The sequence below is a fragment of the Prochlorococcus marinus CUG1416 genome (genome assembly GCF_017695965.1).
Classification (GTDB): Bacteria; Cyanobacteriota; Cyanobacteriia; order PCC-6307; family Cyanobiaceae; genus Prochlorococcus_A.
The window spans coordinates 445,597-461,529 of the sequence record NZ_JAAORM010000002.1 but is presented as its reverse complement, the minus strand read 5'-3'; the positions used below and the strand labels follow the sequence as shown (position 1 = coordinate 461,529).

Annotated in this window: 14 protein-coding genes; 2 read left to right on the top strand and 12 right to left on the bottom strand. The window is 31.4% G+C overall.

Annotation, left to right across the window (positions count from 1 at the left end):
* Positions 1-24 precede the first annotated feature (24 nt).
* Complete coding sequence (gene chlP, locus HA146_RS03910) at positions 25-1,365, top strand: geranylgeranyl reductase (RefSeq protein ID WP_209108249.1); 1,341 nt, start codon at positions 25-27, stop codon at positions 1,363-1,365.
* Here chlP and glyS read toward each other — a convergent pair.
* Positions 1,346-3,508 (bottom strand): glycine--tRNA ligase subunit beta, encoded by a 2,163-nt coding sequence (gene glyS, locus HA146_RS03905; RefSeq protein ID WP_209108248.1) that lies wholly within the window; start codon positions 3,506-3,508, stop codon positions 1,346-1,348. The genes chlP and glyS overlap by 20 nt on opposite strands.
* 86 nt (positions 3,509-3,594) lie before the next feature.
* On the opposite strand from glyS, the gene HA146_RS03900 reads away from it, so the two are divergent.
* On the top strand, positions 3,595-5,382 hold the full coding sequence (locus HA146_RS03900) for an NADPH-dependent assimilatory sulfite reductase hemoprotein subunit (protein ID WP_209108247.1): 1,788 nt from the start codon (positions 3,595-3,597) through the stop codon (positions 5,380-5,382).
* Between the two features lie 3 nt (positions 5,383-5,385).
* Here HA146_RS03900 and HA146_RS03895 read toward each other — a convergent pair whose 3' ends face one another.
* The 11 genes from HA146_RS03895 to HA146_RS03845 all read right to left on the bottom strand — a co-directional run bounded on the left by HA146_RS03895 (position 5,386) and on the right by HA146_RS03845 (position 15,913).
* Positions 5,386-6,069 (bottom strand): M15 family metallopeptidase, encoded by a 684-nt coding sequence (locus HA146_RS03895; RefSeq protein ID WP_209108246.1) that lies wholly within the window; start codon positions 6,067-6,069, stop codon positions 5,386-5,388.
* Between the two features lie 57 nt (positions 6,070-6,126).
* Positions 6,127-8,583, bottom strand: coding sequence for an ATP-dependent DNA helicase RecG (gene recG, locus HA146_RS03890; protein WP_209108245.1), 2,457 nt, complete (start codon positions 8,581-8,583; stop codon positions 6,127-6,129).
* A gap of 22 nt (positions 8,584-8,605) precedes the next feature.
* Positions 8,606-9,682 carry an adenylate cyclase gene (locus tag HA146_RS03885; RefSeq protein ID WP_209108244.1) on the bottom strand — a complete coding sequence of 359 codons (1,077 nt, stop codon included), beginning with the start codon at positions 9,680-9,682 and terminating at the stop codon, positions 8,606-8,608.
* A 4-nt stretch (positions 9,683-9,686) separates the two neighbouring features.
* Complete coding sequence (tsf, locus tag HA146_RS03880; protein ID WP_209108243.1) at positions 9,687-10,343, bottom strand: translation elongation factor Ts; 657 nt, start codon at positions 10,341-10,343, stop codon at positions 9,687-9,689.
* Positions 10,344-10,386: 43 nt separating this feature from the next.
* Positions 10,387-11,091: a 30S ribosomal protein S2 gene (gene rpsB, locus HA146_RS03875; protein WP_209108242.1), complete on the bottom strand. Its 705-nt coding sequence runs from the start codon at positions 11,089-11,091 to the stop codon at positions 10,387-10,389.
* A 127-nt stretch (positions 11,092-11,218) separates the two neighbouring features.
* Positions 11,219-12,130, bottom strand: coding sequence for a glycosyltransferase family 2 protein (locus HA146_RS03870; protein ID WP_209108241.1), 912 nt, complete (start codon positions 12,128-12,130; stop codon positions 11,219-11,221).
* 61 nt (positions 12,131-12,191) lie between these two features.
* Positions 12,192-12,341, bottom strand: coding sequence for a hypothetical protein (locus HA146_RS03865; RefSeq protein ID WP_209108240.1), 150 nt, complete (start codon positions 12,339-12,341; stop codon positions 12,192-12,194).
* 18 nt (positions 12,342-12,359) lie between these two features.
* Positions 12,360-13,088 carry a DevA family ABC transporter ATP-binding protein gene (locus HA146_RS03860; RefSeq protein WP_209108239.1) on the bottom strand — a complete coding sequence of 243 codons (729 nt, stop codon included), beginning with the start codon at positions 13,086-13,088 and terminating at the stop codon, positions 12,360-12,362.
* A 13-nt stretch (positions 13,089-13,101) separates the two neighbouring features.
* Positions 13,102-14,274, bottom strand: coding sequence for an ABC transporter permease DevC (devC, locus tag HA146_RS03855; protein WP_209108238.1), 1,173 nt, complete (start codon positions 14,272-14,274; stop codon positions 13,102-13,104).
* A complete protein-coding gene (locus tag HA146_RS03850; protein ID WP_209108237.1) occupies positions 14,274-15,188 on the bottom strand; it encodes an HlyD family efflux transporter periplasmic adaptor subunit in 915 nt (304 codons plus the stop codon). The genes devC and HA146_RS03850 overlap by 1 nt, the downstream gene beginning before the upstream one ends.
* The gene (locus HA146_RS03845; RefSeq protein WP_209108236.1) at positions 15,188-15,913 is read right to left on the bottom strand and encodes a phycocyanobilin:ferredoxin oxidoreductase; all 726 of its coding nucleotides are present in this window, start codon (positions 15,911-15,913) and stop codon (positions 15,188-15,190) included. Before HA146_RS03845 ends, HA146_RS03850 begins: the two co-directional genes overlap by 1 nt.
* Between the last annotated feature and the right edge of the window lie 20 nt (positions 15,914-15,933).

The window sequence follows — 15,933 nt, the reverse complement described above, 5'->3', positions numbered from 1 at the left end:
AAATACAGTATTATTTTTTTTCGTATGTTGAGGGTAGCGGTTATTGGAGGAGGTCCAAGTGGTTCATGTGCTGCAGAAATACTTGCTAAAGCTGGAATAAAAACTTGGCTCTTCGAGAGGAAATTAGACAATGCAAAACCTTGCGGGGGAGCAATCCCACTATGCATGGTAGAAGAATTTGACCTTCCAGAATCAATCATTGATAGGAAAGTAAGGCACATGAGAATGATATCACCATCAAATAGAGAAGTAGACATAAGTTTAGATAAGGTTTATGGGAAAAGTGATAATGAATATATAGGAATGTGCAGAAGAGAAGTCATGGATGCTTTTATGAGAAATAGGGCTGCTGATCTTGGGACTACATTAATTAATGGATTAGTTACCTCAATTGACACTGGAGCTAATAACCAAGGACCATATAAACTTACATATTCTGACTATTCTTCTGGAGATAAGAAAGGAGAGCTTAAAGAACTTACAGTGGATCTCTTAATTGGCGCTGATGGAGCTAATAGCAGAGTTGCTAAAGCCATGGATGCAGGAGATTACAAAGTAGCCATTGCCTTTCAGGAAAGAATTAAATTACCCAAAGAAGAAATGAGTTACTATGAAGACCTTGCTGAGATGTATGTAGGAACTGATGTATCTCCCGACTTTTATGGTTGGGTGTTCCCTAAGTATGATCATGTTGCTGTTGGAACAGGGACAATGCAAAAGAATCAATTATTAATCAAAGGACTACAAGAAGGTGTGAGAAATAGAGCAAAAAAAAGACTTGTAAATGGTGAGGTGATCAAGGTGGAAGCACATCCTATTCCTGAACATCCAAGACCTCGAAGAGTTGTTGGTAGGATGGCTTTAGTAGGTGATGCCGCTGGCTATGTTACTAAGAGTTCTGGAGAGGGAATATATTTTGCTGCAAAAAGTGGGAGAATGTGTGCAGAAGAAATTGTTGAATCGTCAAAGAGTGGAGAAACTATACCATCAGAAAATGATTTAAAAAATTATTTAAAAAAATGGGATAAAAAATATGGAACGACATATAAGGTCCTAGAAATTCTTCAAAATATTTTTTACAGGAATGACTCAGCAAGAGAAGCTTTTGTAGAAATGTGTGATGACATGGACGTTCAAAGGCTGACTTTTGATAGTTATTTATATAAAAAAGTTGTTGCAATGAAGCCCATACAGCAAATAAAACTTACAATGCTTACTCTTGGATCTATTTTAAGAGGAAAAGCATTGGCACCACTAAAATACAAACCCGTTAATAGTGCTGTGAGAGAAGAGAAAGAAGTTGAAAAAATGCTTAAAAATTATTCAATTAAGGGTGGTATTAAAGTTAAGAGTTCAAAAGTGTAAAGTCAGCGATCTTTAGAGAATAATTTCTAATTAGGCTTAATAAGTTAAGTCTATTATTTCTTATTTTTATATCTTCTGACATTACCAGAACACCTTTTTCATTATCAAACAAATCCTCAATAGTATTTATATTAATCTCGAACAACTTAAGAAGTTTCAAATAATTGCAATAACCTTTTGAAAAAAGTTTTTCTAATTCTCTAATAAATTCAAAAACTTTCAATTCACATTCTTTTTCAAAGAGTTTTGTGTTTACATAATCTCTTGTTGAGAAAATGTTTGTTGAAAGATTACTACTCTTAGCTAATTTGCTTACCCTAGTAATTACCTTTTGAATTTCAAAAAAAGTTTCTTTCTCCTTAAAATCAACAATAGATTTAAGCCTATTTTTTAGATCAACAATATTCAATATTCTTTTTTGATAAAGTTCATCAGAAGAGCAAACGGCCTTTATTAATTCTTTACTTAGTGATATTTCTTCAAGATGACTAACGATTCTTTGAACTAAAAATTCATTTAAATCATTAAAAACCTTCTCCTTTGAGAAGTTCAAATTCGGGAATGCGATTTTCCAAAAATCAATAAGTTCGTTAAATAAATCATCTAAAGGTAAGTCAAGTTCATAATCCCAAATTATTTTTATAACTCCATTTAAATTTCTTCTCAAAGCATAAGGATCAGATGATCCACTTGGACGCTTGCCGGAAATAAATATACTTATTAAAGTTTCAATCTTATCTGCGATAGAAACTATTGCACCATATTTTGAAGAGGGCAAAGCATCTTTATAAAAAGAAGGTAAATAATGTTCAGCCACAGCCAAACAAATATCATCACTAAATCCCTCGTCTTTCAGATATTTACCACCCATTATTCCTTGCAATTCTGGGAATTCGAAAACAATTTCGCTACATAAGTCGTTTTTACAGTATCTAGCAGCTTCTATTATTTTTTTATCTTCTAAAGACTTATCATTTAAAAATATAAGGATTTTTTTAGTAACTTCCTCTATTCTCTCTACTCTCTGAAAAATATTCCCCAGTCCTTTCAAATAAGAGACAGATTTAAGTTTTTCATTTCTTTCAATTGAAGCAACTTTTTTATCACTTTCTACAAAAAACTTTGCATCTGAAAACCTTGCCCTCAATACTTTCTCATTACCTCTGGTAATATTATTATTTGATTCTTCAAGACCATTTGAAATAACGAAAAAATTTGTACTAATATTTTTTTCAGAGCTTAAGTCTAGTTTTGAAAAAGTATTATTTTTTAATAATAGAGGCACATATCTCTGATGACTTTTCATAACTGTTGAAAGAACTTCAACAGGAAGATCAAGGAATTCTTCACTAAATTTACCAATAATTAAATCTGGCCATTCAACTAAATCAGTTAGTTCATTAAGCAATCCTTTAGAAAGGTCAGGTTTCAGATTTAGTAAATTAGAAGCCTCATTTATTAGACTTTCAATTCTTTCTTTTCTTTCATGTCGATTAACTAATACTCTATTTTGTTTCAATAATTCAAAAAATTTATCAGGATTCTTAACTTCAAAGTCTTCATTGATTAGTCTATGACTTTTTGATTTGTTACTTATTTGAATATTTGGATCACATCCATCAAATGCGAAGTCAAGAATATCATCATTATAAATAGAGGTAATCCACCTAATAGGTCTTGAGAATTTTATGTCCCCAGCCCCCCATTTCATAAAACGAGGGCCTTGAAGACTCTTCACTACTTTAGGAATAATTGAAGACAAAGAAATTCTTGTTGACTGTCCCTTCTCAATTTTCTTTCCAAAAACAAAGTCACCCTTTTCTGTATTTTTTACTTCTAACTCAACTACATCTATACCTAAACTATTAGCGAATCCTAAAGCAGCATTAGTGGGAGATCCATTTAAAAAAGCTGAACTTGCTTTAGGTCCTTTTCTTATTATCGTCTTATCTTCGGCATAATCTACTAAACCTTCAAGAAGTAGAACTATCCTCCTTGGTGTAGAGGTAACAACAATATTATTGAATTTGATTAACTTTTTATCCAATTCAAATTCTATTAGAGATTTAAATTGCTCTAGAACAGAATGAGAAAAATTTGCGGGCAACTCTTCGGTTCCTATTTCAAGTAAATATTTAGACAAGAAAAAATATGATTTCTATTACTATAATTTACTACCAGTTAAATAAGCTTTCCGCTAATGTATAAAAAGAGATATGTTTTGGTCCTTTGATCAAGGTTGAGAAAGTAAAAAAGAAAAAAGATTCTACCAAAGAAGAAACTGTTTGTTTAGCAAATGGACTAGAAGTTTCTAAATTTGAAAATTTCAAAAAAAGTAGCCAATTCCTTAAGGAACCACTTGCTACGGAATTATTTAATGAGAGCGATCATTTTACTAATGATGCGGTTCAGTTATTGAAATTCCATGGTAGTTATCAACAAGATAACAGGGAGCATAGGAAGCCTGGTAAAAGTAAGGATTGGCAAATGATGCTTAGGTTAAGAAGTCCAGGTGGGGAAATCCCTGGGAAATTATTTTTAGCATTAGATGAATTATCTAACAAACTAGGTAATGGATCACTAAGGGCAACTACAAGACAAGCCTTTCAAATGCATGGAATAAGAAAGGAGAATCTAAAGGAAGTGATTCAAACAATTGTAAATTCAATGGGCTCAACATTAGCTGCATGTGGAGACATAAATAGAAATGTAATGGCCCCAGCGGCTCCATTTGATTCGCCGGATTACAACATTGCAAGAGCATTGGCTAAAAAAGTTGCAGATCTTCTCACCCCTTTAGCTGGGCAAGGTACTTTTTTAGAGCTTTGGGCTGATGGGGATTTAGAATACACCATTAAACCCGACAAAGATATTGAAGATATTAGGAGACTTCAATTTAAAGATAATGTTTTTAGTGGGATAAAAGATGAGCCTCTATATGGTTCAACTTATTTACCAAGAAAATTCAAATGTGCGGTTACAGTTCCTGGAGATAATTCTGTTGATCTTCTTACTAATGACATTGGAATAGTTGCCTTTACTTCAGAAGAGGGGAACCTAGAGGGATGCAACTTCTATGTTGGAGGTGGCATGGGACGGACACATAATAATGATGAAACTTTTGCCAGAATTGCAGATCCGCTTGGATATGTTGACGAACAAGATATTTATGAATTAATTCAGAGTATTGTGGCAATTCAAAGAGATTATGGTGATAGAAAATCAAGAAAAAATTCAAGAATGAAATACCTTCTTCATAGAAAAGGTATTAAATGGTTCAAAAAGTTACTTTTAGAAAAGTATTTCAAAAAAGAAATTAAAAAAATCAGAAAAGAACCGAATCAAATTCTTATTGATTATCTAGGTTGGCATAAACAAAATAAGAGCTCTTTTTTTGTAGGGTTACCTTTATTATCAGGTAGATTATCCGGTGAGAAGAAGAATATTATTACTAGTATCGTAAAAAAATATAATCTTGATTTAAGACTTACGCCTAATCAAGATATCTTACTTTGCAACATCGCTAATAAAAACAAAAGTGAAATTAAAAAAGCACTTTCAAAAATTGGATACGACAATTTAGAAGACATTAATGAAATACAAAGACATGCCTTAGCATGTCCAGCTTTACCACTTTGTGGTCTTGCGATGACTGAGGCAGAAAGAATTTTACCTGATGTACTTAAAAGGATTGAAAAATTACTATTAGATCTAAAAATAGAAAAGACAATATTATTTAGAATGACAGGCTGTCCAAATGGATGTACTAGGCCTTACATGGCAGAATTAGCACTTGTAGGAAGTGGGCAAAACAAATACCAATTATGGTTGGGAGGAAGTAAAAATCTACAGAGGCTGGCAAAACCATTCCTACAAAGAATGGAATTAAATGATTTAGAAAAAACTCTACAACCATTATTTGATCATTGGAAAAGTAGTTCCGATTTGGATTTTGGAGATTTTATAAATACGCAAGATGAAAGTTCTATTTTGAATTTACTAAATGAAATTCAATAGAATTTAAATTTCCCCATAAATGGCATTTGCTTTTTTATTTTTCCAAGCCCATAATTGATCACCATAACTAAAATGCCACCATTCATTAGGATGTTGAGCAAATCCAAATTTAGTCATAATTTCCCTTAATAAATTTCTTCTACTATTCCAAATAATTCCTTCTTCATTCTTTATATTTTCATAAAAATAAGGATTTGAAGTCTTATCCATTTGATCAACTTTGCTTCCCATCTCAACAAGATTTCCGTCCTTATAACATAAACAAACATCCAATGCTCCTCCAGTTGAATGAGGTGGAGGACATCTAGAGTCATAAGAAGGATATGCCCAAAATTTTTCAACTTTTTTTAAAATAGATGGATAAGATTTCATATTTTTTACAGAAGCATCAATATCCAATTTTTCACACTCTAATAAAAATGCTCTTTTAAACATAAATTCTTGGACTTCTAGAGGTCGCCAACTGTCATAAATTAAAAGGTAAAAACTATTCTTTGAAATCAAATAATCATTTACTTTTTCTAATCTATTTACAACCTCCTCTCTTAATTTCCAAAGAGAATTTTTGTCTTTGTAAGGAGCTCCTAAATGAGAGTAAGGGTGCGGATCTAAAAAGTTTAAGTAGCTAGGTATAGCTATTAATTTATCTCCATTCTCTTTAATTGGTATTTTATTCCAAATTTTCAATTGAAATATGCAATTTATTTATACTGGCATATATATATGCAATGACAATGATAGTATTCAATTCAAGAAATCATGAATGAATTTATTATCAGAATTATCAATTAGTATATTCCTTAAAGCTATATTTTCTTTTAAATCAGGATCATTACTAACAACCTTAATAGCCTCTTCACGAGCCTTCTCAATTAGAATTTTATTGTTTGGTAAATTGTCTAGTACAAAATCAGGCAGTCCAGATTGTCTATATCCTAAAATCTGGCCTGGACCTCTTAGCTCCAAGTCTTTTTCGGCAATATAAAAGCCATCATTAGATTTTTGCATAACACTTAGTCGCTTGTTTTCTAATCCATTTTTATCAGAGGTTACGAGATAACAAAAAGATTTAGTTGATCCCCTGCCAACTCTTCCCCTTAATTGATGAAGCTGAGACAATCCAAATCTTTCCGAATTATAAATAATCATAATTGTGGCATTAGGCACATCAATTCCAACTTCAATTACAGTAGTTGAAACCAATATATTAATTTCGTTTTTTAAAAAAGAATTTATCACTTCGTTCTTTTCTTGTGAATTCAATTTGCCATGTAATAATCCAACTTTTTTCTTAAAAAAGACCTCTTCTGATAAATGCTTAAATGTTTTCTTTGCAGAACTTAAATTCATTTTTTCTGAATCCTCTATAAGTGGCAAAATAACATAAGCTTGCCTTCCCTTAGTGATCTCATCTTCAACAATCTTGAACAAATTAGTTAAATAATCTTCTGAAATTATTTTTGTAGTTATAGGAACTCTCCCAGGAGGAAGTTCTGTAATTTGACTAACATCTAAATCACCATAAATAGAGAGCGCAAGTGTTCTTGGAATTGGTGTTGCTGTCATTGATAACAAGTGAGTATTATCACCTTTATTAATTAATCTATTTCTTTGAGTAACACCAAACCTATGTTGTTCATCAATTACTACAATCCCTAATGAATTAAAGATGACTTTATCTTCAAATAATGCATGAGTACCGACGAGGATATCAACTAGTCCATTGTTTAAATTCGAGAGAATTTCTTTTCTCTTTTTTTGAGGAGTATTCCCGGTAAGAAGTTCAACCGAGACTAAAAGTGGGTTCAAATATTTCAATAAATTATTATAATGTTGTTCTGCTAAAACTTCAGTAGGGACCATAAAAGCACCTTGTAGGTTTTTTTCTATAACTATTAAAATAGATGCAATTGCAATTATAGTTTTACCGCTTCCCACATCGCCCTGAAGCAATCTCGACATTGGTAAATTATTAGATAAATCTTTCTTAATTTCATTTAAAACATTGACTTGAGATTTTGTTAAGTCAAATGGGAAAGTACTTAAAAATTCTTTTAGTAAAGATTTCTTTTGAGGCAATTTTTTAGCAATTAAATTTTTATTCTTCTTTCTTTTTCTAAGTAAGAACTTTATTTGAAGTAGGAATAACTCATCAAAAACCAAACGTTTTTTTGACTCAATAAGTGCCTGTTGAGTTGGTGGTAAATGAATATTAATCAAAGACTCTCCTTTAGATAATAAGGATAATGAATCAAGTTGTTTTTGGTTTAAAATTTCTGGATATTGCTTTGCATGAATTAGTACCTTTTTTATGATTTTTATAAAACGCATATTTGATAACGCTTCAGCTAATGAATACAAGGGTAAAATTTTTCCTGAGAAATTAAAATTATCGTTATTGTCCTTAAGAATTTCAATCTGCGGATCTACAAAAGTTTTGCCATAATCTGTCAACTTAACCTTACCGGAAATTGCTAATTTAGTTCCAGGCGTATATAAAGATTTTTGAGAGGCGAAGAAGGAATAAGATCTAAATCTCCTTCCTAAAAGAAATTTTGTGACCTTTATTGAAGATGTTTCATCAGAAACTACTAAGCTCATTATTGATAAATTACTATTCTTTTTACTCTTATAAATATAAAATCTTTTAATATTGGCGATGCAGGTATATAAATTATCTGGTTTTAAATTAATTATCTTTACTCTATTCGTATAGTCTAAATATGTTCGTGGGAAATAATTAATTAAATCTTTTATATTAAAAACACCTAATTCATTAAGCTTATTTTTATAAAATTTGCCAACATTTTTTATTAATGAAATATCTGAATCAAGAGACAAACTTGATTCAGTTTTATTCAAAATAACTGCCTTAGAAATATTATTAGAACTTTCTATTTCTAAAGTTTTACCAAGTTTATAAAGAGTTTTTCTTGTATCTATAATTAACCTTTTTCTTTGATTAATATCTAAGTTATTGTATTCATTATATTTTTTGGAAAATTCATTAAATATCCTCAAATATTCGTCTGATAAATTTAGATTATCTAATCTTGTCAATGATTCATGCAAATAATCATTAAAATATTTATTTCGTCCTAAAATATTGATAAATTTATTTTCCGTTTCAATAGTTAGAGACTTCTGAAGAGGTCTTATCCAATCCTTAATTAATTTATTATTATTCCAGCTACTAGTCACATCTGAAAAAAGAGTTATTTTTTCATCGTATCTTATTCAAAGTTATTTCTTTTTGCCTCCAGTATTTCTCTTTCTTAATCAAACGCTGAAATTGATTTTTTAGCTCATTTATTTTATTTCTTTGAATAGAAAGATTTAAATTTTTAAATTCTAACTCAACAGTAGATATATTAAAGAAAATAATACTTGAAAGATTATCGCCAAATGACGATAACTGATTCATATTGAAATCGAAATTTATAATAAAAGGGTGTGGATGTTTTATCATCAATCTTTTGCTTACCAAGTAATCAAAGGAATCTTGAGATATCATCTTTTTTATTAGATTGACATTAAATAATTCAAGGTTGATCTTATATGAAAGATTTAATAGTAAATTTTCCAATGACTTGTCAATTAAATTAAAGTTTTTAAGACTCTCATGTTTGGAAGACATATCCGTTTGATTAATATTGTGGTTTTCAAGATTTCTTGTTTTTTCAACCTTAAATTCCTCTATTAATTCAAGTAGAGATGAAATAAATTGTTTTTCTAAACCTATATTTTCAATAATATGATTATTTGATAAAGAGTTTATATGGTCATTTTTATCTAAGTCAAGCGATACGAATTTCTCATGATTTTTGTCTTGATAATATTCAGAGGTATTAGAAATATCTTCACTAATCTGAAACTCCATAGGTTCTTCGAATAGAAATCCATCTTCAAATTCAAATTTTTCTTTCTGGTGATCCTTTGTTTTTAGGGATCTTCCTAAACTATTAGAATTAATTTCCTTATTTATCTTTTCTTCAATTTTATTTATTTTTAATTGTTCTACCGTTATAAAAGGCAATATCGAATAAATGAGTTTATTTATTGTTTTTTCAAAGAAACCACAAAGTTCATTTGCATTTAAAAATACATTTTTAATTGATGGATCACTACATATTTCATTAACCCCTTTTTCTACAGAAATGTATAAAAGATCTCTTACAAGATTAAGGTAATGTTCATATTCAATGTGGATATTACGAATTATTCTATTTTTTTGTATTTCTGCTCTCTCTAATTGAGAATTTATTTTATCTATTTCTATGCAATTATTGAAATTATTCAAATTATTAGTTTGATTTCATTGATGCAACTTCTTCAGCGAAGTCCATCTGATTCTTTTCGATACCTTCTCCCAATGTATATCTTGTAAAGCGCCTTACTTTAATATTTTCTCCAATTTTTGCTGCTGCTTGTTTAACCAAATCCTCAACAGTAAGAGCACTATCTTTAATATAAGGTTGAGAAAGCAAAACCAGCTCATTTAGTCTTTTTGCTATTCTTCCTTCGACTATTTTTTCTTTAATTTGTTCTGGTTTTCCTGATAAATCATCTCTACCCATTTCAATCTGCTTTTCTTTTTCCACTACATCTCTAGGTATTTCATCAATTGAGACATACTCAACATTTGGACAAGCGGCTACCTGCATTGAGACATCCTTCAAAAGAGATTGAAATATGTCACCTCTAGCAACAAAATCAGTTTCACAATTCAACTCTAATAGAACTCCTACTCTTGATCCTGTGTGAATATAACTTCCAATAGAGCCTTCAGCTGCAACTCTTCCCGATTTCTTTTCAGCACTGGCTATACCTTTCTTTCTTAACCATTCCAGAGCTTTATCGACATTTCCGTCAGTTTCGTTAAGTGCTTTTTTGCAATCCATCATTCCTGCACCAGTCTTATCTCTAAGATCTTTAACAAGTTTTGCTGTAATGTTTCCCATTGAAGTAATAAAAAATAGTAATTAGTAAGTTTTAAATTAGAATTTAATTTTTTCTTTCGGCATTAGAACCCTTCCTTCCTTCATTTATTGCATCTGCAAGTCTGCCTAAAATAAGTTGAACAGATCTTACGGCATCATCGTTACATGGAATTGGAACTTCACACAAATCAGGATCACAATTAGTATCCAACATTGATACCAATGAGATATCTAATTTCCTAGCTTCTAGAACTGCGTTAGATTCTCTTCGCTGATCAACCATGACGACTACGTCTGGTAATCTTCTCATGCCCTTAAGTCCGCCCAAATACTTTTGTAATCTTTCAAGTTCTCTCCTTAGTACTGCCGCTTCTTTTTTAGGCCTCATTGCAATTGAACCACTACTTTCCATTCTTTCTAAATCCTTCAATCTTTCAATTCTAGCTTTCATGGTTGTCCAATTTGTCAACATACCTCCAAGCCATCTTTGATTTACATATGCAGCGCCGCATCGAGTAGCTTCCTGAGCAACTACTTCTGATGCTTGTTTTTTTGTCCCGACAAATAGGAAACGTTTGCCGCTTTTTGCTGCATTTCTCGTCCATTTATATGCATCGTTCATACATAATGCCGTTTTTACAAGATCAATTATGTGTACTCCATTTCTCGCACAATATATATATTTGGACATTTTAGGATTCCAACGTCTAGTTTGATGCCCAAAATGAGCACCAGCTTCCATCATTTCAGATAGTGATACAACAGCCATAATTTAAAAGGGTTTCGGGTTAGCCTCCATCTGACGGGAAATTAATATTAATAAATCACCCGAAACTGTCAGATGTGTGGGTTTAATTTAGTTAATTGTAGCAAGTCATGAGTATTTCTAAAAGTTTTTAACTTGATTTAGTTAACTGTTTAATGTAAATCAAATTAAGAGGTATCCTAAGTATCTCCAGTGCGAGTCTATTTCTCCTTAAAGTAACTAAAAGTCTTAATAATGGCAGAATTCTATCAACACTGATTAATCCTCCAAGGCAAAGAAACTGCCAAAGTAAATTATGAAGAGGAGTTAATTGAATCATAAATCTAACCCTTAAATTTGGATGTTTCTTATAAAAGACTAAAGCCATCTTTGCCCTTTCTTTTTCTTGAGCTATTAATGATTCTATTTGTTCGCAACTAAATGGTGGATGCCAATGATAACCAACTGCATCTGGACATTTAATTAATTTTGTACCTATTTTTTTTAATCTTTCTCCTAGTTCTAAATCCTCCCAACCGTAAAGACTAAAAGAAGTATCAAATAAGCCGACGCTTAAAATTAATTCTTTTGATATCGCAACATTCCCAGTTGCGAAGTACGCAAAAGAAGTATCCATTATTTTATGTTTTTCACTCTGAGGATTTAGAAAATTAGATGTATTGACCACTGAGCCATAGGTAAAACATTTTTTATCATTTTTTCTCCAAGAGACAAGTAATTTTTCTACATGGCAAGTTATAAAATTATCTAAAACGATAAGATCACTATCAATAAATATAATAATTTCATATTTTGATTTAATTACCCCAAGATTTCTTCCCAGTGCAGGTCCTCCATGTTGTTGTTGAAATAGAACCACGTGTGGAAGATTAGCTTTATTGTTTTTTATCCACGAGCTTGTACCATCAGTTGAACCATCATCAACAACTATAATTTCATAATTAATAATATTTGTATTTAATTTCTGATTCTCTAGCGCAATAAGACATTTCTCTAATATAGGTTTTCTGTTGTAAGTCGGTATAACAATACTTACATTCATGATCACGCTTTAAATATGCATTAGAAAAGGAACCCGAAAAGATGAAAATAAAAGATATTTCCTAATCAGCAGCCCCTCCGTTATTTGCTGTACCCGTAACGTTTCCACCATCAGGTCTACCATTATTTCTAAGTGTCCTTTTTTTGAACTTTCTAGCATATGCTCGATTTCGTTCCTGCTTTTCTTTTTTTAGATTCCTTCTCTTAGACATGAAATTTTTAACTTTTAATTATATTAGCTCACTATGAGCACTATATATTTTACCATCTTCCATATTTAATATCCTATCTGCCATATCAGAAATTCTTGGATCGTGAGTCACCATAAGTACAGAACAATTTTGCTCTTTTGCTAGTTTCCTTAAAAGGGTTACTATTTCTCTACCTGTAACGCTATCTAAAGCAGAAGTGGGCTCATCAGCTAGTAACAGTTTTGGGTTAGCAGATAAAGCTCGGGCGATTGCTACTCTCTGTTTCTGCCCGCCAGACAAGTCATTGGGCAACTTTTTATGATGTTCTTCTAACCCTACTGCTGACAACCAATTGCGTGCTATTTCGCGTCTTTGCAAATATGTTAAACCTTTTATTAAATCGGCGCCCATTTGAACATTTTGTTCTGCTGTCAAACATCTCAGAAGATTATGACCTTGAAAAATCATGCCAATGCTTCTTCTAAGAATCTGACGCGTTTTTCTTGATGCTCCATTTAACTGATTATTTAATACAGTTAAATCGCCACTTTGGCAGGTTCTCAAAGCACCAATTAAGGTTAAAAGAGTGGTTTTACCGCATCCAGAAGGTCCTTTTAAAAGAACCAATTCTCCTTTATCAATATTTAAATTAACATCATTAAGAACTTTTTTTTTATTTTCATTTTTTCCATAAAAGTGACTCAAATTATTAATTGAAACTGTTTTTAAGTTTTTAATATTTTTTTTTGAATTGTTATCTTTAGCCATTTAAATTTTATTTTTAGAAAATTTCTGCAGGATCGGCATCAACTAATTTACGCATAGCAATAGAGGCGGACCCCATACACATTACTAAAACTAATACGAAAATTAAAATCGTCTTATCTGCATCCATTATTATTGGGAGTTTAGTAGAACTTCTTATAACTGAGTAAAGTATTTGACCAGAGAAATAAGCAGGTAAATAACCAAACAAAGCCAACAAAAATCCTTCTCTTGCTACTACAAAGAAAAGAGACTTTAATCTGTACCCCATCGCTAGTAAAGTCGCATACTCTGGTAGGTGATCTGTAACGTCACTATAAAGAATTTGATAAACAACCACACAACCTACAACAAAACCCATCAAAGCTCCCAAACTAAATATAAAACCTATTGCAGTACTATTTTTCCAATAATTCTTTTCAAATTCTATAAATTGATTTTTTGTTAGAACTCGAACATCAGTAGGGAGTGAGTTGTTTAAAATTTTTGAAGTCAATTCAGGATCAGAACCTTTTTTAAGCTTTACTAAACCAATTTCTATACTTCCAGGAGGATTTGAAGGAAAAAGTCTTAAGAAGGTTTCTCGGCTCGTTATCAAATTCCCGTCTGCGCCGAAAGATGGTCCCAACTCAACAAGTCCTTCGACAATTACTCTTTTACCAGCAACCTCTGTTTCAACTTTTTGATCTGACAAAAACCATTCTTCAATTGGGCCAAATTCAGGTCTAGAGAGTTTGTCAAAAAGTACTCTTGATGGATTTCTTAATTTATAAGCTTTGTTTGAAAATCCATCATCTAACAGTAGGGAATCAGAGGGATTAAAACCTAAAGCAAGTATAGATCTAGTTTTGAGATTTTCAGGATTTCTCCAAAGTAGATAATTTAAATTAACAGGCGCAGTATCTTCTACTTCTTCTAGAGCAAGAGTTTGAATCAGTCTTCTTTTTGGAAATCCACTCATACTTATAGAACTTTTTGATCTTGGACTTATCAAAACCAAGTCAGCATCTAAAAGCTTATGGATAGTTACGCTCGTATCAAATAAACCATCTCTGAAACCTAATTGCATAAACATCAAAATCCCGGCAAAACTGATTCCTGCAATAGCGACTGCCAACCTTAGTGGTTGCCTAGTTAATAACAACCAAGCTAATGGTATTTTTCTGAATTTTAAAAAAGAAAAACTCATTAGGGAATAAATTTTGCAATCACTTTCATTCCTGCATAATTTTGTACAGTATCTATAGAATCTTGATCTAGTTTTACGAGCACCTCGATAATTCGCGAATCGGCATCCCCTGTTGGATCAGTCGATAAAACTTTCCTCTGTTTTACCTGAGGACTTATCCTAATTACCTTACCTTTTAGATTTTTTTGGAAACCTCCATTCTCACTGCTCAATTCAACATTCTGAGAGATAAAGACTCTATCTATATCAGATTCATAAACCTCTATTAGAGCTTCCATCTTTTGACTAGAACCAATATCCAATATCCCTTCATTTTTGGGCCTCTCACCAACTCTAGTATTTATCCCTAGTATAAATCCATCAATTGGGCTCCTTAGTTTTGAATTAAACAGATCTATCTTGATATTTTTTTGATCTCCATTAAGATTTATTTTTTGTTTTTGCAACTTTAATAATTCGTCTTTCCTCTGCGAAAACTGTACAAAAGAATATGCATCTTTATTCATAGCTAACTCATACCTTTCAATTTGATCTTTCTTTAGGGCAATTTCATCGTTAATAGTTCGTATTAGATTATTAATTCTCTCCAGATCTGCTATTAACTTTTCTCTATTTTCGAAAATCGCAAGGACCTCACCCTTTTTTACAAAGTTGCCTTCATTTACTAAAAGTTCAGTAATTCTAGGAGATGAACCAAACTGACTTATGGGAGCTGCTAATTGCCTTATTTCTCCAGAAGGAGAAAGTTGACCCAATGCTGCGACAGCTATAATGGGAGGAATGAAATCGTCATTTATTTCCACTTTTAATCGGGAACTTGATTTGTTATTACCAGAACAGGAAATAATTCCAAGAGTTAATGGTCCAAATAACAACAAAAAAACAAATGACTTTTTAAGTGTTTTTAAATGCATTAAAAATCAAATAATACGGTTTTTATATAGTTATCAACCCATTTTTCATCAAAATATTTTAATAGGACCATGCTTGTTTTTTCATTTTTCATTTGTTGCACACAATAATTCTTTTGATAATCTGTTCTCTCTTGAATAATTTCCTCCTTAAATTCGGGTTTAGCTTCATTGCTTAATTTGATCAAAGTAGAGAGGTATTGATCAACAACTCTGCGAAAAGCGATTTTTTCAGATTCGTTTTTTAAAGAAGCAAAAAATACATTTTTAGAAAAGATCTCCCCCCAGTTAGGAATCTCCCTCAAAGAGGTGAAAGAACTTTTATCAACTTCAGAAAGAAGATTTTCGTATTTTATCCCTTGATTTTGAGATACCGGGGATAAATCAACAATGGCGGCCGAAACAATATCATTTATTTTGACTAAATCCATTCCAAAAATTGGGATATCAAACTTTGGATCAGGAAAAAAAACACAGTGTAAGATTTTAAGATTCTTTGAAAATTCTGCAACTTCGATATGTAGCTTTCTAAATCCATTCGCCTTATGAAATTCGTTTTCTATATAGAGTTCTCTACCTATTTCGTTGGATATTATATTTTTAAGATTTGGATCAATTTTTAAACTCTCAAGGTTTTCAAGCATGGATCTATGCTCTCTAATATTTTGTAACAAGTCCAAAATAAGAGGGTCTGTTAATTTAGTTTTAGTTATAGATTCAGACAACAAGGTTAAAAAGGAGCAAAATA

Excerpts from the sequence above, each read along its gene's own strand:
- chlP (WP_209108249.1), top strand. The coding sequence starts at position 25 with ATGTTGAGGGTAGCGGTTATTGGAGGAGGTCCAAGTGGTTCATGTGCT.
- tsf (WP_209108243.1), bottom strand. The coding sequence starts at position 10,343 with ATGGGAAACATTACAGCAAAACTTGTTAAAGATCTTAGAGATAAGACT.
- rpsB (WP_209108242.1), bottom strand. The coding sequence starts at position 11,091 with ATGGCTGTTGTATCACTATCTGAAATGATGGAAGCTGGTGCTCATTTT.
- HA146_RS03870 (WP_209108241.1), bottom strand. The coding sequence starts at position 12,130 with ATGAATGTAAGTATTGTTATACCGACTTACAACAGAAAACCTATATTA.
- HA146_RS03865 (WP_209108240.1), bottom strand. The coding sequence starts at position 12,341 with ATGTCTAAGAGAAGGAATCTAAAAAAAGAAAAGCAGGAACGAAATCGA.
- HA146_RS03860 (WP_209108239.1), bottom strand. The coding sequence starts at position 13,088 with ATGGCTAAAGATAACAATTCAAAAAAAAATATTAAAAACTTAAAAACA.
- devC (WP_209108238.1), bottom strand. The coding sequence starts at position 14,274 with ATGAGTTTTTCTTTTTTAAAATTCAGAAAAATACCATTAGCTTGGTTG.
- HA146_RS03850 (WP_209108237.1), bottom strand. The coding sequence starts at position 15,188 with ATGCATTTAAAAACACTTAAAAAGTCATTTGTTTTTTTGTTGTTATTT.